Source organism: Streptomyces prunicolor (assembly GCF_045162825.1).
Classification (GTDB): domain Bacteria; phylum Actinomycetota; class Actinomycetes; order Streptomycetales; family Streptomycetaceae; genus Streptomyces; species Streptomyces prunicolor.
In genome coordinates, this window is the sequence record NZ_CP108676.1 from 9675947 (window position 1) to 9694535 (window position 18589).

General features: G+C 69.5%; 9 protein-coding genes. 6 read left to right on the forward strand and 3 right to left on the reverse strand.

Translation table 11 applies throughout. The features are described 5' to 3' along the window. Window positions 1-33: 33 nt before the first annotated feature. The 6 genes from OG588_RS43855 to OG588_RS43880 all read left to right on the forward strand — a co-directional run bounded on the left by OG588_RS43855 (window position 34) and on the right by OG588_RS43880 (window position 14095). Window positions 34-4749, forward strand: coding sequence for a putative T7SS-secreted protein (locus OG588_RS43855; protein ID WP_405952124.1), 4716 nt, complete (start codon window positions 34-36; stop codon window positions 4747-4749). Between the two features lie 17 nt (window positions 4750-4766). Further along, window positions 4767-5162 (forward strand): Imm7 family immunity protein, encoded by a 396-nt coding sequence (locus OG588_RS43860; RefSeq protein WP_405952125.1) that lies wholly within the window; start codon window positions 4767-4769, stop codon window positions 5160-5162. A 228-nt stretch (window positions 5163-5390) separates the two neighbouring features. Further along, the gene (locus OG588_RS43865; protein ID WP_405952126.1) at window positions 5391-6320 is read left to right on the forward strand and encodes a hypothetical protein; all 930 of its coding nucleotides are present in this window, start codon (window positions 5391-5393) and stop codon (window positions 6318-6320) included. Between the two features lie 78 nt (window positions 6321-6398). Further along, window positions 6399-8207, forward strand: coding sequence for a carbohydrate-binding protein (locus OG588_RS43870; RefSeq protein ID WP_405952127.1), 1809 nt, complete (start codon window positions 6399-6401; stop codon window positions 8205-8207). Window positions 8208-8449: 242 nt separating this feature from the next. Next, complete coding sequence (locus tag OG588_RS43875; protein WP_405952128.1) at window positions 8450-12010, forward strand: choice-of-anchor D domain-containing protein; 3561 nt, start codon at window positions 8450-8452, stop codon at window positions 12008-12010. A 111-nt stretch (window positions 12011-12121) separates the two neighbouring features. Next, a complete protein-coding gene (locus tag OG588_RS43880) occupies window positions 12122-14095 on the forward strand; it encodes a discoidin domain-containing protein (RefSeq protein WP_405952129.1) in 1974 nt (657 codons plus the stop codon). 39 nt (window positions 14096-14134) lie between these two features. Here the strand turns inward: OG588_RS43880 and OG588_RS43885 are convergent, their stop codons facing one another. From OG588_RS43885 to OG588_RS43895, 3 genes are all read right to left on the reverse strand, one after another. Further along, entirely contained in the window at window positions 14135-15787 is a 1653-nt protein-coding gene (locus tag OG588_RS43885) for a glycosyltransferase (RefSeq protein ID WP_405952130.1), read from the reverse strand. Window positions 15788-15930: 143 nt separating this feature from the next. Beyond that, window positions 15931-16932 carry a LacI family DNA-binding transcriptional regulator gene (locus tag OG588_RS43890; RefSeq protein ID WP_405952131.1) on the reverse strand — a complete coding sequence of 334 codons (1002 nt, stop codon included), beginning with the start codon at window positions 16930-16932 and terminating at the stop codon, window positions 15931-15933. A 77-nt stretch (window positions 16933-17009) separates the two neighbouring features. After that, on the reverse strand, window positions 17010-18362 hold the full coding sequence (locus tag OG588_RS43895; RefSeq protein ID WP_405952132.1) for a GH1 family beta-glucosidase: 1353 nt from the start codon (window positions 18360-18362) through the stop codon (window positions 17010-17012). Between the last annotated feature and the right edge of the window lie 227 nt (window positions 18363-18589).

An 18589-nucleotide genomic window follows, 5' to 3' on the forward strand; every position in this document is an offset into this window, starting at 1 on the left:
CGGGCAATTGAGCGATGACGGGGGCAACTGGCTGTGGGCATCGGCGACTTCATCAAGGACCTCACGCCCGACTCGGTGGAGGACGCGGTCGAGGACGGTGTCGAGTGGGCCGGCAACCGGGTCGAGGACGTCGGCAACTGGACGGCGGACCGGCTCGACGACGTCGGCTGGGAGTCGGGTGCCGACTGGGTGCGCGAGAAGTCCCGCTCGGTGGCCAACCGGATGGGCGCGGAAGTCGACGAGATGGACCTCGGACAGACCGAGGACAAGACCAAGCTGATCTACGGCAGCCCCGGCAAGCTGCGGTCCACGGCGGCGCATCTGCGCGATTTCCAGCGGGCGTTCGACAACGTGGGCCTCGGACTCGAAGGGCTCGACTCCGACACCCTCAAAGGTCAGGCGGCGGACGCCTTCCGCGCGACCGTGAAGATCGAACCGCCCAAGTGGTACAAGGGCGCCGACGCCTTCGAGGAGGCGGCGAAGGCCCTGGAGGCGTTCGCCGACACGGTCACCTGGGCGCAGGGCCAGGCGCAGACCGCGATCGACAAGTGGAAGGCCGGGACGGAGGCGTCCGAGAAGGCCGCCGACGAGCACAAGAGCAAGGTCGACAGCTACAACAAGGCCGTCGACCAGTACAACGCCAAGCCCGCCGACCAGCGTGACCCGTCCCAACTTCCGCCCAAGCCGGGGGAGTTCACCGATCCCGGCAAGCAGTCGATGCAGGAGGCGCAGGACATCCTCGCCGAGGCGCGCAGACAGCGCAACGCCGCGGCCGAGACCGCGCGCGGTGCTGTCACCCACGCCCGCGACGCCGCCCCGCCCAAACCCTCCTACGCCGAGCAGGCCCAGGACGGGCTCGACGAGTACGAGCTGATGAAGACCCACTTCGGCGCGGGCATCCTCAAGGGCACCGCGGGTCTCGTCAACTTCGCGCGCGGGCTCAACCCGACCGATCCGTACAACATCACGCACCCCGCCGAGTACCTGACCAACCTCGACAGCACCGTGGCCGGGCTCGTCACCGTCGCCAACGACCCCTGGGGCGCGGGCAAGCAGATGGTCACCGACTTCATGAAGGACCCGGCCGAAGGGCTGGGCACGCTCGTTCCCGACGCTGTGCTGGCCGCCGCCACCGGCGGCGCGGGCGCCGGGGTGAAGGGCGCCAGGCTCGCCGAGGAGGCGGCCGACGCGGCGAACGCGGCCCGGCGCGCGGAGGGCCTGGCCGACGACGCGGAAGGGGCGGGACGACGCGCCGACGACATGCGCGACCCGGCCCGGCCGCCGAACTGCAAGTGCTCCGGGCGCGAGCCGGTCGACTTCGCCACCGGGCGGATGTTCCTGCCGCAGGTGGACGTGGACCTCCCCGGATCGCTGCCCCTGGTCCTGCGGCGCGACTACGAGTCCTCCTACCGGGCGGGCCGCTGGTTCGGGCCCACCTGGTCCTCGACGATCGACCAGCGACTCGAAGTCGACGCGATCGGCGTCGTCCTCCACGGTGAGGACAACCTGCTGCTGCCCTATCCGCATCCCGCGCCGGGCACTCCGGTACTGCCCGAGGCCGGGCCCAGCCGCCTCCTCGAACGCCACCCTGACGGCAGCTACACCCTCGCCGACCCCGCATCCGGTCTGACGTACACCTTCCACGCCCCCGAAGGCGCCGAGCCCGGCGGCGACGGCACCGCCCTGCTCGCGTCCGTCAGCGATCGCGCCGGGCGTACCGTCACCGCCGAGTACGACGCCGACGGGGCGCCCCTCGCGCTGGTCCAACACGGCGGCCGGCGACTGGAGTTCACGGTCCACGAGGGTCGGATCACCGCGCTGAGCCTGGCCGGCGCGGGCCCCGGACCGCTCGTCCGCTACGGCTACACCGACGGTCACCTCACGTCCCTCACCGACTCGGCGGGACACACCACCCGGTTCACGTACGACGACGAGGGGCGCGTCACCTCCTGGACCGACACCAACGGCTCCCGCTTCACGTTCGGCTACGACGAGCGGGACCGCTGCGTCACCCAGACAGGCGTCGAGGGCCATCTGTACTCCGACTTCCACTACTCGGACCCGGACCCCGCCACCGGCCTGACCACGACGACCGTCACCGACTCCCTCGGCCACACCTGGCGCTACCTCGTCAACGAGCGCCTCCAGGTCGTCGCCGAGCAGGACCCCACCGGCGCCACCGTGCGCACCACCCGCGACCGCCGCAACCGGCTGCTCTCCCGCACCGACGCGCTGGGCGGACAGACCCTCTTCGCCTACGACGGTGCGGACCGGCTCGTCTCGGTCACCCGGCCCGACGGCAGCGTGCAGCGTGCCGCCTACGACACACAGGGGCAGCTCGTCGAACTGACGCTGCCCGGCGGCGCGCGCTGGCGGCAGGAGTTCGACGAGCGGGGGCTGCGCCGCAGTGTCACCGATCCGGCGGGCCGCACGACGCGCTACACCCACGACGAGCACGGCCATCAGACGTCGGTCACCGATCCGCTGGGCGCGGTGACCCGGCTGTGCCACGACGGGGCGGGACTGCTCGTCGAGCGCGTCGACCCGGCGGGCGGCGTGAGCCGTCGACACCGCGACACCTTCGGCCGGATCGTCGAACTCACGGGCCCACGCGGTGACTTGACGACATTCGCCTGGACGCCCGAGGGACGCCTGGCGAGCCGCACCGGCCCCGACGGCGGCACCGAGTCCTGGACGTACGACGGCGAGGGCAACTGCCTGACGCACACCGACCCGGCAGGCCGCACCACCCGCTTCGAATACACCCACTTCGATCTGATCGCCGCCCGCACCGACCCGGACGGCACGCGCCACACGTTCGTCCACGACACCGAACTGCGACTCGTCGAGGTGGCCAACCCGCAAGGACTGCACTGGAGTTACACCTACGACCCGGCCGGACGACTGGTCGGCGAGACCGACTTCGACGGCCGTACCACCCGCTACGACAACGACCCCCTCGGCCGCGTCGCCGCCCGGCGCACCCCGCTCGGCGAGACCGTCCGCTACACGCGCGACACGATGGGCCGCGTCGTGCGCAAGGACGCGGCGGGCGCGGTCACCACGTACGAGTACGACCAGGCGGGACGACTCGCCCACGCGGCGGCGCCCGGCGGAACACTCACCTACCAGTACGACCGCTGCGGCCGGGTCAAGACCGAGCTGACGGACGGCCGCGCGCTCGCCTTCACCTACGACGCGGCGGGCCGCCGGACCCGCCGGATGACGCCGAGCGGGCGGACGACGACGTACGACCACGACGAAGCGGGGCGCACCGAGCGGCTCGGCGTCGCGGGACGTGAGATCGACTTCACCTACGACCCGGCCGGCGACGAGCTGACCCGGAGTTTCGGCGAGGCGCTCACGCTGACCACCCAGCGGGACGCGGCGGGCCGGATCACCGGGCGGGACCTCGCGCACGCGGGCCGCGCCGTGCACCGCCGCGGCTACGCCTACACGCCCGACGGGCAGGTGGCGGCCGAGGAGGACAGCCTGCGCGGCCCGCGCCGCTACACCCTCGACGACACGGGCCGCATCACCGCCGTCACCGCCGAACACTGGCAGGAGACGTACGCCTACCAGGGCGCGGGCAGCGCGACGGCCGACGCGGACTGGCCCGAACGGCACCCGGGCGCGGATGCCGCGGGCGCCCGCGACTACCAGGGCACCCGGGTCATGACGGCGGGCGCCAACCACTACGCCTACGACGACGCCGGCCGCCTGGTCCGCCGTACCCGAAAGCGCCTCTCGCGCAAGCCCGACACCTGGACGTACGCCTACGACGCCGAGGACCGCCTCCAACAAGTGCGCACCCCCGACGGCACGCTGTGGCGCTACCACTACGATCCGCTCGGCCGCCGCGTCGCCAAGGAGCGGCTCGGCCCCGACGGCGAAAGCGTCGTGGAGCGCACCGAGTTCGTGTGGGACGGCCCGGTGCTCGCCGAGCAGAGCACCGCGCCGAACGGCCAACTGCCGTATCGCACCACGCTCACCTGGGACTACGACGGCCTCACCCCGATCGCACAGACCGAGCGGCTGACCGACGAGGTCACGCAGGCCGAGATCGACGCCCGGTTCTTCGCGATCACCACCGACCTCATCGGTACCCCGACCGAACTCGTCGACGAACAGGGCCGGATCGCCTGGCAGTCACGCGCCACGCTGTGGGGCGTCACGGCGTGGAACGCGGACGCCGACGCGTACACACCGCTGCGGTTCCCCGGCCAGTACTTCGACCCGGAGAGCGGCCTCCACTACAACCACCACCGCTACTACGACCCGCTGACCGCCCGGTACACGACACCGGACCCGCTGGGCCTCGCCCCGGCGCCCGACCCGGCCGGTTATGTGCACAACCCGTGCACGACCAGCGATCCGCTCGGGCTCGCCCCGTACGAGAACAACGGCGGTCTCGGCGAACTCCAGAAGGTCAACAAGCCGGACCCGGCCGCCGACAAACTCGCCGAGAAGCTGGGCGGCGAGTCGCGGCTGAAGTTCGAGAACGATCCGTCGGGCCGGGAGTTCGACGCGATCAGCGACGACTACGTGGCCCAGACGAAGCCCGAGGGCATGCAGATGGGCAGCGCCTTCCGCAACCAGGCCAAGGCGACCTTCGAGCGATCGATAGAATCCGGCCGCACCCCCTACTTCCACTTCGAGGGCGAGCCGACCCCCGAGGTCATCAACAAGCTCAAGGACTACGGCAGGCGATACGGGATCGAACCCGTCATCGACATCAGCCCTCTGTGACACACCGAAAGAGGACCATGTACGAGTTCCACGGCTGGTTCGGCATCGCGGAGTCGCCGGAGGAGGCCGACACCGGCACCCTGGACCAGGGCATCGCCGAGCTGCGCGAACGCGTCGAGGCGCTCGACTGGTCGACGGGCGAGGCCGTACTGCGCGCTCACAACGGCGAGTGGTTCGTACGCGCCGACGGGCTGGTCAACCGGCGGCGCGACGAGGCCGACGAGCTCGACGCCCTGATCGCCTTCATCGCGGGGCGCTTCCCCGGCGCGTGGGGCCTCCTGTACGAGCGCTCGGACGACCTTCCGACACCGCCGGGGCCGGGCGCCTTCCGGGTGCGGGTGCTGGCACGTGGCGAGGTGACCGTACGCCTCGATCCCTTCCTGTCGCCGGTACGGCCGCTCATCGAGGACTGACCGGGCGAGCGCCGAGAGTCGCAGCTGAAGGGGCGGTCCCGGAGAAATCCGGGACCGCCCCTTCAGCGTGCCCGCCGCCTGTGCCGTTATCGGTGATTTGCGGATCTGAGCAAGAAACTTGCAGTGGCTTGCGCAATTAATTCTTTACTTCGTCGGAATCTAGCGGGCTGGATGGGGTCTCTGTACGGTCGGGGCGCCGGTTCCCCCCACCCCGTGAAGGAGCATCAGATGCTGACGATCCCCAGACCCCGGCGACTGGCGGCGGCCGCCGTCGCCGCGGTCGGCGCGCTCTGCGTGTCCGTTTTACCGGCCGCCGCCACCCCACAGCAGGCGCCGTCTGCCAAGGCGGCAGCGAGCGTGGCGAGTACGGCGAGTACGGCGAGTGCGGCGCTGGGTGCGATCACGCCGTTCTCCGTCTATGAAGCCGAGGGAGGAACTCCCGGCGGCGGCGCGGCCGTTCGGGCGTTGACCTCGGCGCCGACGACGCAGTACTCGAGCGCAGTCCTGGAGGCCTCGGGCCACTCCTACGTCCACCTGGACGGCACGGGCCAGTCCGTGCAGTGGACGAACACCACCGGGCAGCCGATCTCCTTCCTCAACGTCCGCGCCAGCATCCCGGATTCGGCGTCCGGCGGCGGCATCACCGGGACCCTGGACCTGTACGTCGACGGGGTGTTCCGGCAGGCGCTCAACCTCAACTCGAAGCAGAGCTGGGTGTACGAGGGCAACGGCAACTACAACACGAGCGACGACCAGAACCCGGCCGACGGCGACCCGAGGGTCTTCTGGGACGAGTCGCACACCTTCGTCACCGGGGCTCCGATCCCGGCGGGCGCCACGTTCTCGCTGCGCAAGGACTCCGACAACAGCGCGTCGTTCTACGACGTGGACTCCGTCGACGTGGAGAACCCGCCCGCGCCGCGGACACAGCCCGCGGACTCGATCTCGATCACGAGCTGCGGCGCGGTGTCGGACGACACCCCGACCAACGGCGCGGCCGACAGCCGGTCGGTGGACAGTCGGGCCGCCATCCAGAACTGCATCGACCAGGCCGAGCAACAGGGAAAGACCCTTTGGATTCCGCAGGGCACCTTCTATGTGAAGGGCACCGCGGGACTGGACGCACAGGGCATCACCATCGCGGGCGCGGGCCTCTGATACAGCACGGTCTACCGTGACGTACCCGTCCCCAACTCCACCCCTCTGGCAGCCCTGTTCGACCTGACCTCGTGCACAGTGCGTGACTTCCACATCGACGCCAACGCCGTCAGCCGGAGCACCATCGGCGGGGACGGCGGCGCGATGGACACCACCGGCACCGACTGGTCGGCCGACGGCATCTGGACCCAGCACACCATGTCCGGCTTCTGGGCCTCCGGCACCGGCGGGACGGTCGAGAACAGCAGGCTGACGTCGATCTGGGCGGACGGGATCAACGTCAACAACGTGTCGCTGAACGCGGACACCGGGAACGATCTGACGGTCACGAACAACTTCGTGCGCGGCACCGGGGACGACGCGATCGCCATCAACTCGGTTGCCTACAACCCCAACAGCGACGGTTCCCAGACCCACTACAACCCGATGACCGACGTCACCGTCAGCAACAACACCTCGATCGCGCCGTGGGGCGGCAAGGGCATCGGGATCTACGGCGGCAGCGGCCACCAGGTCAGGAACAACTACATCAGCGACACCGCCCGTTACATCGGCCTGGGCGCCGGGCGCTTCGGGGTCAACGGCAGCGATCTGCTGTCCGCGACCGTGACCGGCAACACCGTGGTCCGCTCCGGCGGCAACGCCTACAGCCAGGGCCAGCCCGCGCTGCACATCGGCAACGGCGGCGACGGACAGAACACCGGGACCGTCGACAAGGTCACGGTGACCGGCAATACCGTCACCGACTCCCTCTACGACGGCATCGCCTTCTCCACCTCGACCAACACCCTGCTCCAGGACAACACCGTCAACGCCCCCGGCCGCAACGGCATCGCGATCTCGCCGCCGTTCTACCCCGCGCCCACCGGCTCCGCGACGATAACCGGCAACACGGTCACGGGACTTGGCTCCGGTACCTCGGCCTTCGTCAACAACTCCACCGGTTTCGTCGCGACGTTGAGCGACAACCACTGGCCGCCGCCCGCTCCCGAGGGCCCCTTCGGCGGCACCCCGGCCGCCGTGCCTGGAACGGTCCAGGCGGAGAACTACGACACCGGTGGGCAGGGGGTCGGGTACAACGTCACCTCCGTCAACGGCAACGCCAACTCCTACCGCGCCGACGGCGTCGACCTGGACAACACCTCGGACACCGGCGGCGGTTACAACCTGGGTTGGACCGGTCCAGGACAGTGGTTCCGCTACACGGTCGATGTCGCCGCGGCCGGCACCTACACCCTCGACCTGCGCATCGCGGCCCCGTCCGCGGTGCCCGGCGCGCTGCACCTGTCGGACGCCTCCGGCACGAACCTCACCGGCGCCGTCGACCTGCCCGCCACCGGCGACTGGCAGACCTGGGGCACGGCGACCGCCCACGTGACCCTGCCCGCCGGCCGGCAGATCCTGACCCTCAACCAGGACAGCGGCGGCTGGAACATCAACTCCCTTGGTTTCACCGCGAGTTCCGACACCCCCGCGACCAACCTCGCCGCGGGCAAGCCCACCACCGAGTCCAGCCACACCGACGTCTACACGTCGTCGAACGTGACGGACGGCAACCAGGGTTCCTACTGGGAGAGCGCCAACAACGCTTTCCCGCAGTGGGTCCAGGTCGATCTCGGCTCGGCCCGGAGCGCCTCCCGCGCGGTCCTGCAACTGCCCGTCACCTGGGGCGCCCGCAGCCAGACGCTGTCGCTGTCGGGCAGCGCTGATGGCACCACCTTCACCACCCTGAAGTCCTCGGCCGCCCAGACCTTCGACCCGGGCGCCAAGAACACCGTCACGCTCACCTTCCCGGCCGCGCTCCGGCGCTACTACCGCGTCACCATCGCCGCCAACACCGGCTGGCCCGCGGGCCAGCTCTCCGAATTCCAGGTCTGGGCCGCCTGACCGCTCCGCCCCTTCCACACGGTGCCGCCGGACATTCCGTCCGGCGGCACCGTCATGTGCGCGGGGCACATGAGATCTTGCAAACTCTAAATTTGTTTGTTGCAGAGTTCTGTCTAGTTATTGCGTGATCATGTCAACGTCATTACGGTCCTCCATGCATCGTCACCAGCCCCCCGTCTCCCCTCCCTCTCTGGCGGCGCCAGCGCGACAGTTCCGGCATTTCATTACGTAAGGAGTGGCACGTGTTCCATTCCATCCGAGATCTGAGACGAGCCCTCGTCTGGTCGGTCAGCACCGCGATGTTGACCGCCGTAGGCGTCTTCGCTCTCGCCGTCCCACCCGCCGCGGCGGCGTCCACCGCCACCGGCGGCAGCGGCGCGAGCCTCCCGTACGTCGAGGTGCAGGCGGAGAACTCCGCCACCAACGGCACGAACATCGGCCCGAGTTACACCGCGGGCCAGCTCGCCGACGAGGCGTCGTACCGCAAGGCGACGACGCTTCAGGGCACCGGCCAGTACGTCACGTTCACCACGCCGGTGGCGACCAACTCGATCAACTTCCGCTACAGCATCCCCGACACCTCGGGCGGCTCGGTCTACACCGCAGCACTGTCGCTGTACGTCAACGGGGTCAAGCAGCCCGACTTCACGCTGACCAACGCCTACAGCTGGTACTACGGCAGCTACCCCTTCACCAACACGCCGGGCAGCAACCCGCACCACTTCTACGACGAGGCCCACCGCCTGTTCTCCACCACGTATCCGGCCGGAACGACCTTCAAGTTCCAGGTCGACGCGGGCGACACGGCCTCCTCGTACACGATCGACTTCGCCGACTTCGAGCAGGTCGGCGCCGCCCTGGCCGCCCCCTCGGGCGCGGTGTCGGTGACCAGTAGGGGTGCCGACGCCACCGGAGTGGCCGACGCGACCAGCGCGTTCAACGCCGCGATCAGCTCGGCGGGCCCCGGCGGCACCGTGTGGATCCCGCCGGGCACCTTCAACATCCCCGGCCACATCAGCGTCAACAACGTCACGATCGCCGGCGCCGGCATGTGGTACTCGACCGTCATCGGCACGGCCCCCGGCTTCTACGGCAACTCCGCGCCCAACGCGAGCACCGACGTACGCCTGCAGAACTTCGCCATCTTCGGCAATGTGCAGGAACGCGACGACAGCGCCCAGGTCAACGGCATCGGCGGCGCGATGAGCGACTCGACCGTCACCAACCTGTGGATCGACCACATGAAGGTCGGCGCCTGGATGGACGGACCGATGGACGGGCTGACGTTCACCGGCATGCGCATCCGTGACACCACCGCCGACGGCATCAACTTCCATGGCGGCGTCACCAATTCGAAGGTGACCAACAGCGAGATCCGCAACACTGGCGACGACGGCATCGCCACCTGGGCGGACTCCGCCCTCGGCGCCGACGCCAACGACACGATCTCCAACAACACCGTGTCCCTACAGATCCTCGCCAACGCCATCGCGATCTACGGCGGCCACGACAACACCGTCAGCGGCAACCGCGTCGTCGACACCGGCATTGCCCAGGGCGGCGGTATCCACGTCGGGCAGCGCTTCACCTCGACGCCGGTCGGCACCACCACGATCTCCGACAACACCATGGTCCGCGCCGGCAGCCTCGACCCCAACTGGCAGTTCGGCGTGGGCGCGTTGTGGTTCGACGGCAGCCAGGGCGCGATCACCGGCCCCATCAACGTGACCAACGCGCTGATCCAGCAGAGCCCTTACGAAGCGGTCCAGTGGGTCGAGGGCACCATCAGTGGCGTCAACCTCAACAACGTCACCATCGCCGGCACCGGCACCTTCGCCCTCCAGGAACAGACCGGCGGCGCCGCCAAGTTCACCAACGTCACGGCCACCGGCGTCGGTTACTCGAACCCGGTGTACAACTGCTCGGGCGGCAACTTCGTCATCACCGACGGCGGCGGTAACTCCGGCATCAGCGGCACGCCGTACTGCGGCGGTTGGCCCGCTCCGGTCTACCCGCCCTACCCGTCGGAGGGCGTGACGGCCACCCCAGGCGCGCTCAACTTCGGTTCCGTGGCGACCGGTTCGACGAGCGCCGCGCAGACCGTGACGGTCTCCAACCCGACCAACAGCGCCGCGTCCGTCTCCTCGATCGCCACCAGCGGCGACTACTCCCAGACCAACACCTGCGGTTCGTCGATCGCGGCGAACGGCTCGTGCACCGTCAGCGTGAAGTTTGCGCCGACGGCGACCGGCAGCCGTAACGGATCCCTGACCGTCAACGCGGGCGGGACCACCAACACGGTCAGCCTCTCCGGTACCGGCACCGCGCCCGGCCCGGTGCTGAACACCGACCCGGGGAGCCTGTCCTTCGCCGGTACGGTGGTCGGCTCCTCGGCGACCGCGCAGACGGTGACGGTGACCAACTCGGGTACGGCGTCGGCGAGCATCTCCGCCGTCGCGGCGACCGGTGACTTCAGCCAGACCAACAACTGCTCCACCCTGGCGGTCGGCGCCTCCTGCACGGTGAACGTCGGCTTCAAGCCCACCACGGGCGGAGCGCGCGCGGGCACCCTGACCGTCACCAGCAACGCCAACAACAGCCCGACCACGGTCTCCCTGACCGGCACCGGCATCGACAGCACCACCAACATCGCCGCCGGGCGTCCCGCGTCGGCGAGTTCGGGCAGCAGTCCGTACGTCGCCTCGAACCTCACCGACACGGACGCGTCCACGTACTGGGAGGGCACGCTCGGTTCGTTCCCGCAGTGGGCCCAGGTCGACCTCGGCCAGAACTACGGCGTCGGCAAGGTCGTGCTCAAACTCCCGCCGGCGACGGCGTGGTCGGCCCGCACGCAGACCCTGTCGGTGCAGGGATCGACGGACGGCTCCAGCTTCTCCACGCTGAAGGCCTCGGCCGGGTACACCTTCGACCCGAGCGCCAACGCCAACACCGTGACCATCACGTTCAGTTCGGCCACGGCGCGCTATGTGCGGGTCAACATCACCGCCAACTCGGGCTGGAACGCTGCCCAGTTGTCGGACTTCGAGGTGTTCCCCAGCGGCGGCGGCTCGTCACCGGCGACCCTGTCGGCCGACCCGACGTCGTTGTCGTACGCCACTCAGGCGCTCAACACCGCGAGCAGCGCGAAGACGGTCACGGTGACCAACACCGGTACCGCCGCCGCGACCGTCTCCGGCATCACCGTCACGGGCGACTTCGCGCAGACCAACACCTGCGGGACGTCGATCGCGGCGGGCGCCTCCTGCACGGTGAGTGTCACGTTCACGCCCACCGCGTCCGGCACCCGCGCCGGTGATCTCAGCATCGCCAGCAACGCGTCCAACGGCACAACCACGGTCGCGCTGACCGGAGTTGGCGCGGGAACCGTAAGCCGGAACCTGGCGGCCGGCGCGGCCACCACCGAGTCCAGCCACACGGACGTGTACGCGTCGTCGAACGTCACGGACGGCAACCAGGGCACCTACTGGGAGAGCGCCAACAACGCCTTCCCGCAGTGGGTCCAGGTGGACCTCGGTTCAGCGCAGAGCGCGAGTCGGGTAGTTCTGCAGCTCCCCGCGACCTGGGGCGCCCGCAACCAGACGCTGACCCTGTCCGGCAGCACCGACGGCGCCACCTTCAGCACCCTCAAGTCGTCGGCGACGTACACCTTCGACCCCACCACCAACAACACGGTCACCCTCACGTTCACCGCGACCACCCAGCGATACCTGCGGGTCAACATCACGGCGAACAACGGCTGGCCGGCGGGTCAGATCTCGGAGTTCCAGGTCTGGAACACCTGATCAGACCCTATGGTGCCGCCGAGCGCGAGCGTGAGCGCGCTCGGCGGCACCGCCCACCAAGCGGAGTCAACAGGCGTCAACAAGCGTCAACAGGAGTGCGGAGGAGTCCAGATGGGTGTCACACGCAGAGTCTTCCTGAGAGCCGCGATCGCGGCCACGGCCGTGGGAACGGTGGGAGCGACCGAGACCGTATTCGCCCCGACCGCGTCGGCGGCCAGCGCGCCCGGCGACGTCGTCGGCAAGATCACCGTCGGCTACCAGGGCTGGTTCGCCTGCAGCGGCGATGGCGCGCCCATCAACGGCTGGTGGCACTGGAGTCAGGACTGGGGCCAGACGCCGTCCCCGACCAACACCAACATCAAATGCTGGCCCGATGTGCGCGACTACACCAGCACGTACCAGACGTCGTACGCCGCCCTCGGCAACGGCCAGCCCGCCAAGCTGTTCTCCTCCTACGACCAGCAGACGGTGAACACCCACTTCCTGTGGATGCAGCAGAACAGCATCGACACCGCCGCGCTCCAACGCTTCAACCCCACCGGCGGCGAGGGCCCCACCCGCGACGCCATGGCGACCAAGGTGCGCAGCGCCGCCGAGTCGTACGGGCGGAAGTTCTACATCATGTACGACGTCTCCAACTGGACGAACATGCAGTCCGAGATCAAGGCGGACTGGACGAACAAGATGTCCGCGCACACCGCGAGTTCGGCCTACGCGAAGCAGAACGGCAAGCCGGTCGTCTGCATCTGGGGCTTCGGCTTCGACGACCCCAACCACCCCTTTATCGCCGACGCCTGCCTTGACGTCGTCAACTGGTTCAAGAATCAGGGCTGTTACGTCATCGGCGGCGTCCCGCGCGAATGGCGGACGGGCACCGGGGGCTCGAAGTCCGGCTTCCTGGGCGTCTATCACGCCTTCAACATGATCTCGCCGTGGATGGTCGGCGCCATCGGCAACGTCACCGAGGCCGACAACGCCTACGCCACCTACACCGTCCCCGACCAGGCCGACTGCAACGCCAACGGCATCGACTTCCAGCCCTGCGTCCTGCCCGGCGACGTCTCCGGGCGGCAGCGCGCGCACGGCGACTTCATGTGGCGGCAGTTCTACAACATGGTGCGGGCCGGGGTGCAGGGCATCTACATCTCCATGTTCGACGAGTACAACGAGGGCAACCAGATCGCCAAGACCGCCGAGACCCAGGCCTGGGTGCCCACCAACTCCGGTTTCCTCGCCCTCGACGAGGACGGCACCGCCTGCTCCGCCGACTACTACCTGCGCCTGACCGGCGACGGAGGCCGCATGCTCAAGGGCCAACTCGCGCTGACCCCGACTCGCCCCACCCAGCCGGTGGTTCCGACCGGCGGCGACACCACACCGCCCGCCGCGCCAGGAGCGTTGACCATCACCGGGCACACCAGCAACTCCGTCTCGCTGAGCTGGAACACGGCGACCGACAACGTCGGTGTCACCGGCTACCGGATCCTCCAGATGTCCGGCTCCACCAGCACCCAGGTGGGCACGACCGGCTCAACCTCCTTCACCGTCACGGGACTTGGCGCCTCCACCGCGTACACCTTCGACGTCGTCGCCTACGACGCGGCGGGCAACGTCTCGCAGCCCTCCAACCAGGCCACCGTCACCACCGACCCCCCGTCCAGCACCACCAACTTGGCCCTCCACCAACCCACTTCGGAGAGCAGCCACACCCAGATCTACGGCTCCGGCAATGCGACCGACGGCGACACGAGCACGTACTGGGAGTCCGCCAACAATTCCTTCCCCCAGTGGCTCCAGGTCGATCTGGGCGCAGCGACCGGCGTCAAGCGGATCGTCCTCCGCCTTCCGCCGGCGACCGCCTGGGCGACCCGCACCCAGACGATCACCGTGCAGGGCGGCACGGACGCCGGCACCACCACCCAACTCCTCGCGCCGGCGGGCTACACCTTCGACCCGGCGACCGGCAACGCGGCGACCCTCACGCTCCAGTCCACCGTCACCACCCGCTACCTACGGCTCACCTTCACCGCGAACACCGGCTGGCCGGCCGGGCAGGTCTCGGAGTTCCAGGTCTTCGGCGCCTGACGGACATGGGGCCTCGCCCCTACGGCCCCCGTGCCCCCGCTATCCGAGCATCCAGCCCTCCGCCCGCCGCGCGGTGGCACGGATGTTCTTGCGTGCGCCCGGTGGCAGGCGCCGCAGCACCTCGCGGACGCCGTGGCGGAGGCGGTGGTCGGCGGTGGTCCGGAGCAGGACGCGGCGGGTGGTGCCGATCCGGCCGGGGTCGCCGACGGTGAGCCGGAGCTGTCCGCCCGGGCCGGCCCAGGTGGGGGAGACGAGACGCGGAGGTGTACCGACCGCGACGGTGCCGAGGGCGATACGGGTACTGCCCGGTGCGGGAGCCAGCCGGGGGCGCCGACCGACACCCAACAGCTGGGCGCTGCCCCAGACTTGATAGGCGCCGGTGCTCATGGGCGCGTCACCGCTGAGGGTCAGCGGGTCGATGACCGACTCACCGGCGACCACGACCCGGTGACGGCCGCCGCCGAGCGGTTCCAGCGTCGGTGTCAACTCCCCGTCCGGGTACCACCAGTGGTTGTCGGCGGTGTCGTGCACGATGAGTTCCCCGTACGCGTACGAGAAGGGGTCGGGAACCTCCCAGTCCTCCGCTCCCCTTATGCCGTCCAGGAGTTCGGGGTCGAGCAGCATCCGTCCGCCGCGCTCCACGACGGTCAGCGGCTCACCGTCGCCCCGGACCATGCCGATCCGGGTCCGCAGCACCAGCTCGTCGTTGCGCCAGCGCATGTCGTCCACCTCGACGTACGCCTTGATCTGCTCGGTACGGCGGGCGAGTTCGACCAGGGAGTCCAGCCGGTCCCGCACGAGCAGCTCCGCCCGCAGCCGGCTGATCGCCGGGAGCCCTTCGCTCACCCCCGGCGGATAGCTCGTCATCGCCATCCGGCGGACGGTGGTGAAGTACTCCTCCAAGTCCTTGCCGGTGCGCCGCAGTACACGCGGTTCGCTCACCGGCCGTAGCAACTCCACGCGGTACGAGCGGCGCAGCAGTCGGTCCTGGAGGTCGCCCGGCGGTGTGCCCTCCTTGATCGCCTCCACCACCTTGTCCAGGTGGCCGTAGTAGTCGTCGGCGGTGATCCGGCGGCTGCTGTTGTTGCCGCCGTCCTCGCGCCGATTCCATTGGTAGCAGGGGTAGTTGCCGAGTATCGACACCGTCCTGGCCCGCACGTAGGTGCGCGCCATGAACAGCTGGTCCTCCAGCCTGACCCGCCCCTCCGGGAAGCGGATCCCGTGTTCCCGCAGGAAGTCCCGGCGGAACATCTTGTGCGGCGTCAGGCTCTCGAAGAGCGGCGCGTCGGCGGCGGTGCACCGCTCGACCGTCCGCTTGAACACATTGCTGGGCCCCTGCATCGTCCCGTGCACCTTGCCCAGCACGATGTCCGACCCGTTGCGCTCGGCCAGCGCGTACAGCCGCTCCAGCGCCTCGTACGACAACTCGTCGTCCTGGTCCACGAATTGGACGTACTTCCCCTTGGCCCGGTCGACCCCCACGTTCCGCGGCTTGCCCGGCCAGCCGGAGTTCTCCTGCCGGTACACCCGGACGTGTTCATGCGCCTCGGCCAGCCGTTCGAGGCGTTCGGCGGAGTCGTCCGTCGAGCCGTCGTCGACGTACACGACCTCGTACGCGGCGGCCCCCAGGCTCTGGTTGACGAGTGACGGCGCACAACGGTCGATGTAGGAACCGGCGTTGTAGACAGGCACGACAACGCTTACCTTGATCAAAATATCCCCCCCGGGACAAGTGTTGTTGCCCTACGAGACACTTGTTGTTGGGGATTAGTTGTACGGCTCTTGGGGTGAGCCTTACTGAATGTGCGAAGGCCCGGACGACCGGGACCGCCGCGCTACGCGGATTCCCTGATCACCAGTTCCGTCGGCAGGATGAGCGGCGTCGGCTCCTCGCCGGCCAGCACGCGCACCAGCATCCGGGTCATCTCGCTGCCGAGGGCCACGATGGGCTGGCGGATCGTCGTCAGGGCGGGCTGGGTGTGCCGGGCGGTGAGGATGTCGTTGAACCCGACGACCGCGACGTCCCCGGGCACGGACCGGCCGCGCTCGCGCAGGACGTGCAGAGCGCCCGCCGCCATCGCGTCCGAGGCGACGAACACCGCGTCCAGATCCGGGTGTTCGTCGAGGAGACGGGCGGTCGCCGTGGCCCCGCCCAGCTCGCTGAAGTCGGCGTGCGCCACGCGATGGTCCTCCAGGCCGGCCAGGGCGACCGCCTCGCGGAAGCCCAGATAGCGGGAGACACCCGCGTGCATGTCGAGCGGACCGGTGACGGTGCCGATGGCACGGCGGCCCGTCGCGATCAGATACTCCACGGCCTCCCGGGCGCCACCCCGGTTGTCGGCGTCCACGTACCAGCGCGGGGGCCGTTCGAGGGAGCGGCCTCCGTGGACGACGGGGACGTTCCCCGCCTCGGCGACCTTCGCCAGCGGGTCGTTCTCGCGCAGGGCCAGCAGCATGACGCCGTCCGCACCCCGGGACTGAAGGATGCGGGTGAGCCGGTCCCGGCCCCGCTCGCTCGCGGCCAGGATCAGCAGCAGTTCGAGGTCGGTCTCCTCCATCACCGCGTTCACCCCGGTGATGACCTCCGCGAAGAAGAGGTTGGCGAAGAGCGCCGGATCGTCGCTGGAGATCGCCAGCACCACCGCGCCGCGCCGCTGCGAGGCGAGCGAGCGGGCCGCCACATTGGGCACGTAGCCCAGCTCCGCCACGGCGCTCTCCACCGCCTGCCGCGCCTTCTGGCTGACGTGCCGGCGGTTGTTGATCACCCGCGAGACGGTTCCGACGGACACCCCGGCGCGCAGCGCCACCTCGTCGAGCGTCGGCGGCCGTGAGGTCATGGGGGGCGACTCCAGTTCGTGCGGAGGGGCGGGGTAGCCGGGGGTGGGCGGTAGCAGCACTGTAAGCGCTGACGGCGTCACAGGCCGCCGCGTCGGATGACCTCCGCGTACCAGCGGGCGCTGTCCTTCGGCGTACGGCGCTGGGTCGCGTAGTCGACGTGCACGATGCCGAAGCGGGGGCCGTAGCCGAAGGACCACTCGAAGTTGTCGAGCAGCGACCAGACGAAGTAGCCCTTGAGCGGCACACCGTGGCCGATCGCCTCCGCGCAGGCACGGAGATGACCGTCCAGGTAGGCGATCCGGTCCGCGTCGTGCACCACCTCGTGCTCCCCGTCCTGCTCGACCACGTCGTCGAAGGCGGCTCCGTTCTCCGTGATGTACAGGGGTACGGCCGGGTAGTCGTCCTTGAGTCGCAGGAGGAGGTTCAGGAGTCCGCGCTCGTCGATCTCCCAGCCCATCGCCGTCTTCGGCCGACCGCCGTCGGCGACACGGGTCAACGGCGAGCCCACGTAGGCGGATTGGGTCGGTGTCGTGCTGCCCGCGACCAGCATCGGCGCGTAGTAGTTGACGCCCAGGTAGTCCAGCGGAGCCCCGATCCGCTTCAGGTCGCCGTCGCGGATGTGGCCCGTGCCGGTCACCTCACTGAGGTCGTCGAGCACGTCCTCGGGATACGCGCCGCGCAGCAGCGGGTCGAGGAAGAGGCGGTTCTGCATCCCGTCGATACGGCGGGCCGCGTCCAGGTCGGCGGGCTCGGCGCTGAGCGGGGTGACATGGGTGAGGTTGAGCGTGATGCCGACGCGTGCGGAGTCCCGTATCGCCTCCGAGGCCAGGCCGTGGCCGAGCAGCAGATGGTGCGCGGCGCGTACGGCGGCGGCGGGTTCGCGGCGGCCGGGGGCGTGCCGGCCCGTGCCGTAGCCGAGGAAGGCCGAGCACCACGGCTCGTTGAGGGTGGTCCAGCGGGCGATGCGGTCACCCAGCGCCTCGTGCGCGAAGGCGGCGTACTCGGCGAACCGCTCGGCCGTGTCCCGCACCGGCCAGCCGCCGGCATCCTCCAACGGCTGGGGCAGGTCCCAGTGGTAGAGGGTGGGCCAGGGCTGGATGCCGTGGTCGAGGAGGGTGTCCGTGAGCCGGCGGTAGAAGTCGAGGCCGCGCTGGTTGACCGGGCCGGAGCCGGTGGGCTGGATCCGGGGCCAGGCGAGCGAGAACCGGTAGGCGCGCAGGCCGAGTTGGGCCATCAACGCGATGTCTCCGGGGAAGCGGTGGTAGTGGTCGGCCGCGATGGCCCCGGTGTCACGGCCCCGGACCGCGCCCGGAGTGGTCGCGAAGGTGTCCCAGATGGAGGGGCCCCGGCCGTCCTCCGTGACCGCGCCCTCGATCTGGTAGCTCGATGTGGCGGCGCCCCACAGGAAGCCGGGATCGAACGTGCTCACTGACTCGACCTCACTGACTTGAACCTCCGTCTACGGGATATTCCGAGAGCGGTGACAATCGGAGTGTCCGCGTCCTCGATCCGAATGTCGCTGCTGACCTGGGATGGAACTGGGTTGACGCCACAGCCCGGCCGGTTCCTGTGCGATGCCTCCGTAAGAAACTGGAAGCGCTAACAGTCGCAGACTAAGAGTGGAACGTTCGGTCTGTGAAGGGTCCGGACGTGGAA

Coding starts and splice junctions, on each gene's coding strand:
- OG588_RS43860 (WP_405952125.1), top strand. CDS start 4,767: ATGTACGAGTTCCACGGCTGGTTCGGCATCGCGGAGTCGCCGGAGGAG.
- OG588_RS43865 (WP_405952126.1), top strand. CDS start 5,391: ATGCTGACGATCCCCAGACCCCGGCGACTGGCGGCGGCCGCCGTCGCC.
- OG588_RS43880 (WP_405952129.1), top strand. CDS start 12,122: ATGGGTGTCACACGCAGAGTCTTCCTGAGAGCCGCGATCGCGGCCACG.
- OG588_RS43890 (WP_405952131.1), bottom strand. CDS start 16,932: ATGACCTCACGGCCGCCGACGCTCGACGAGGTGGCGCTGCGCGCCGGG.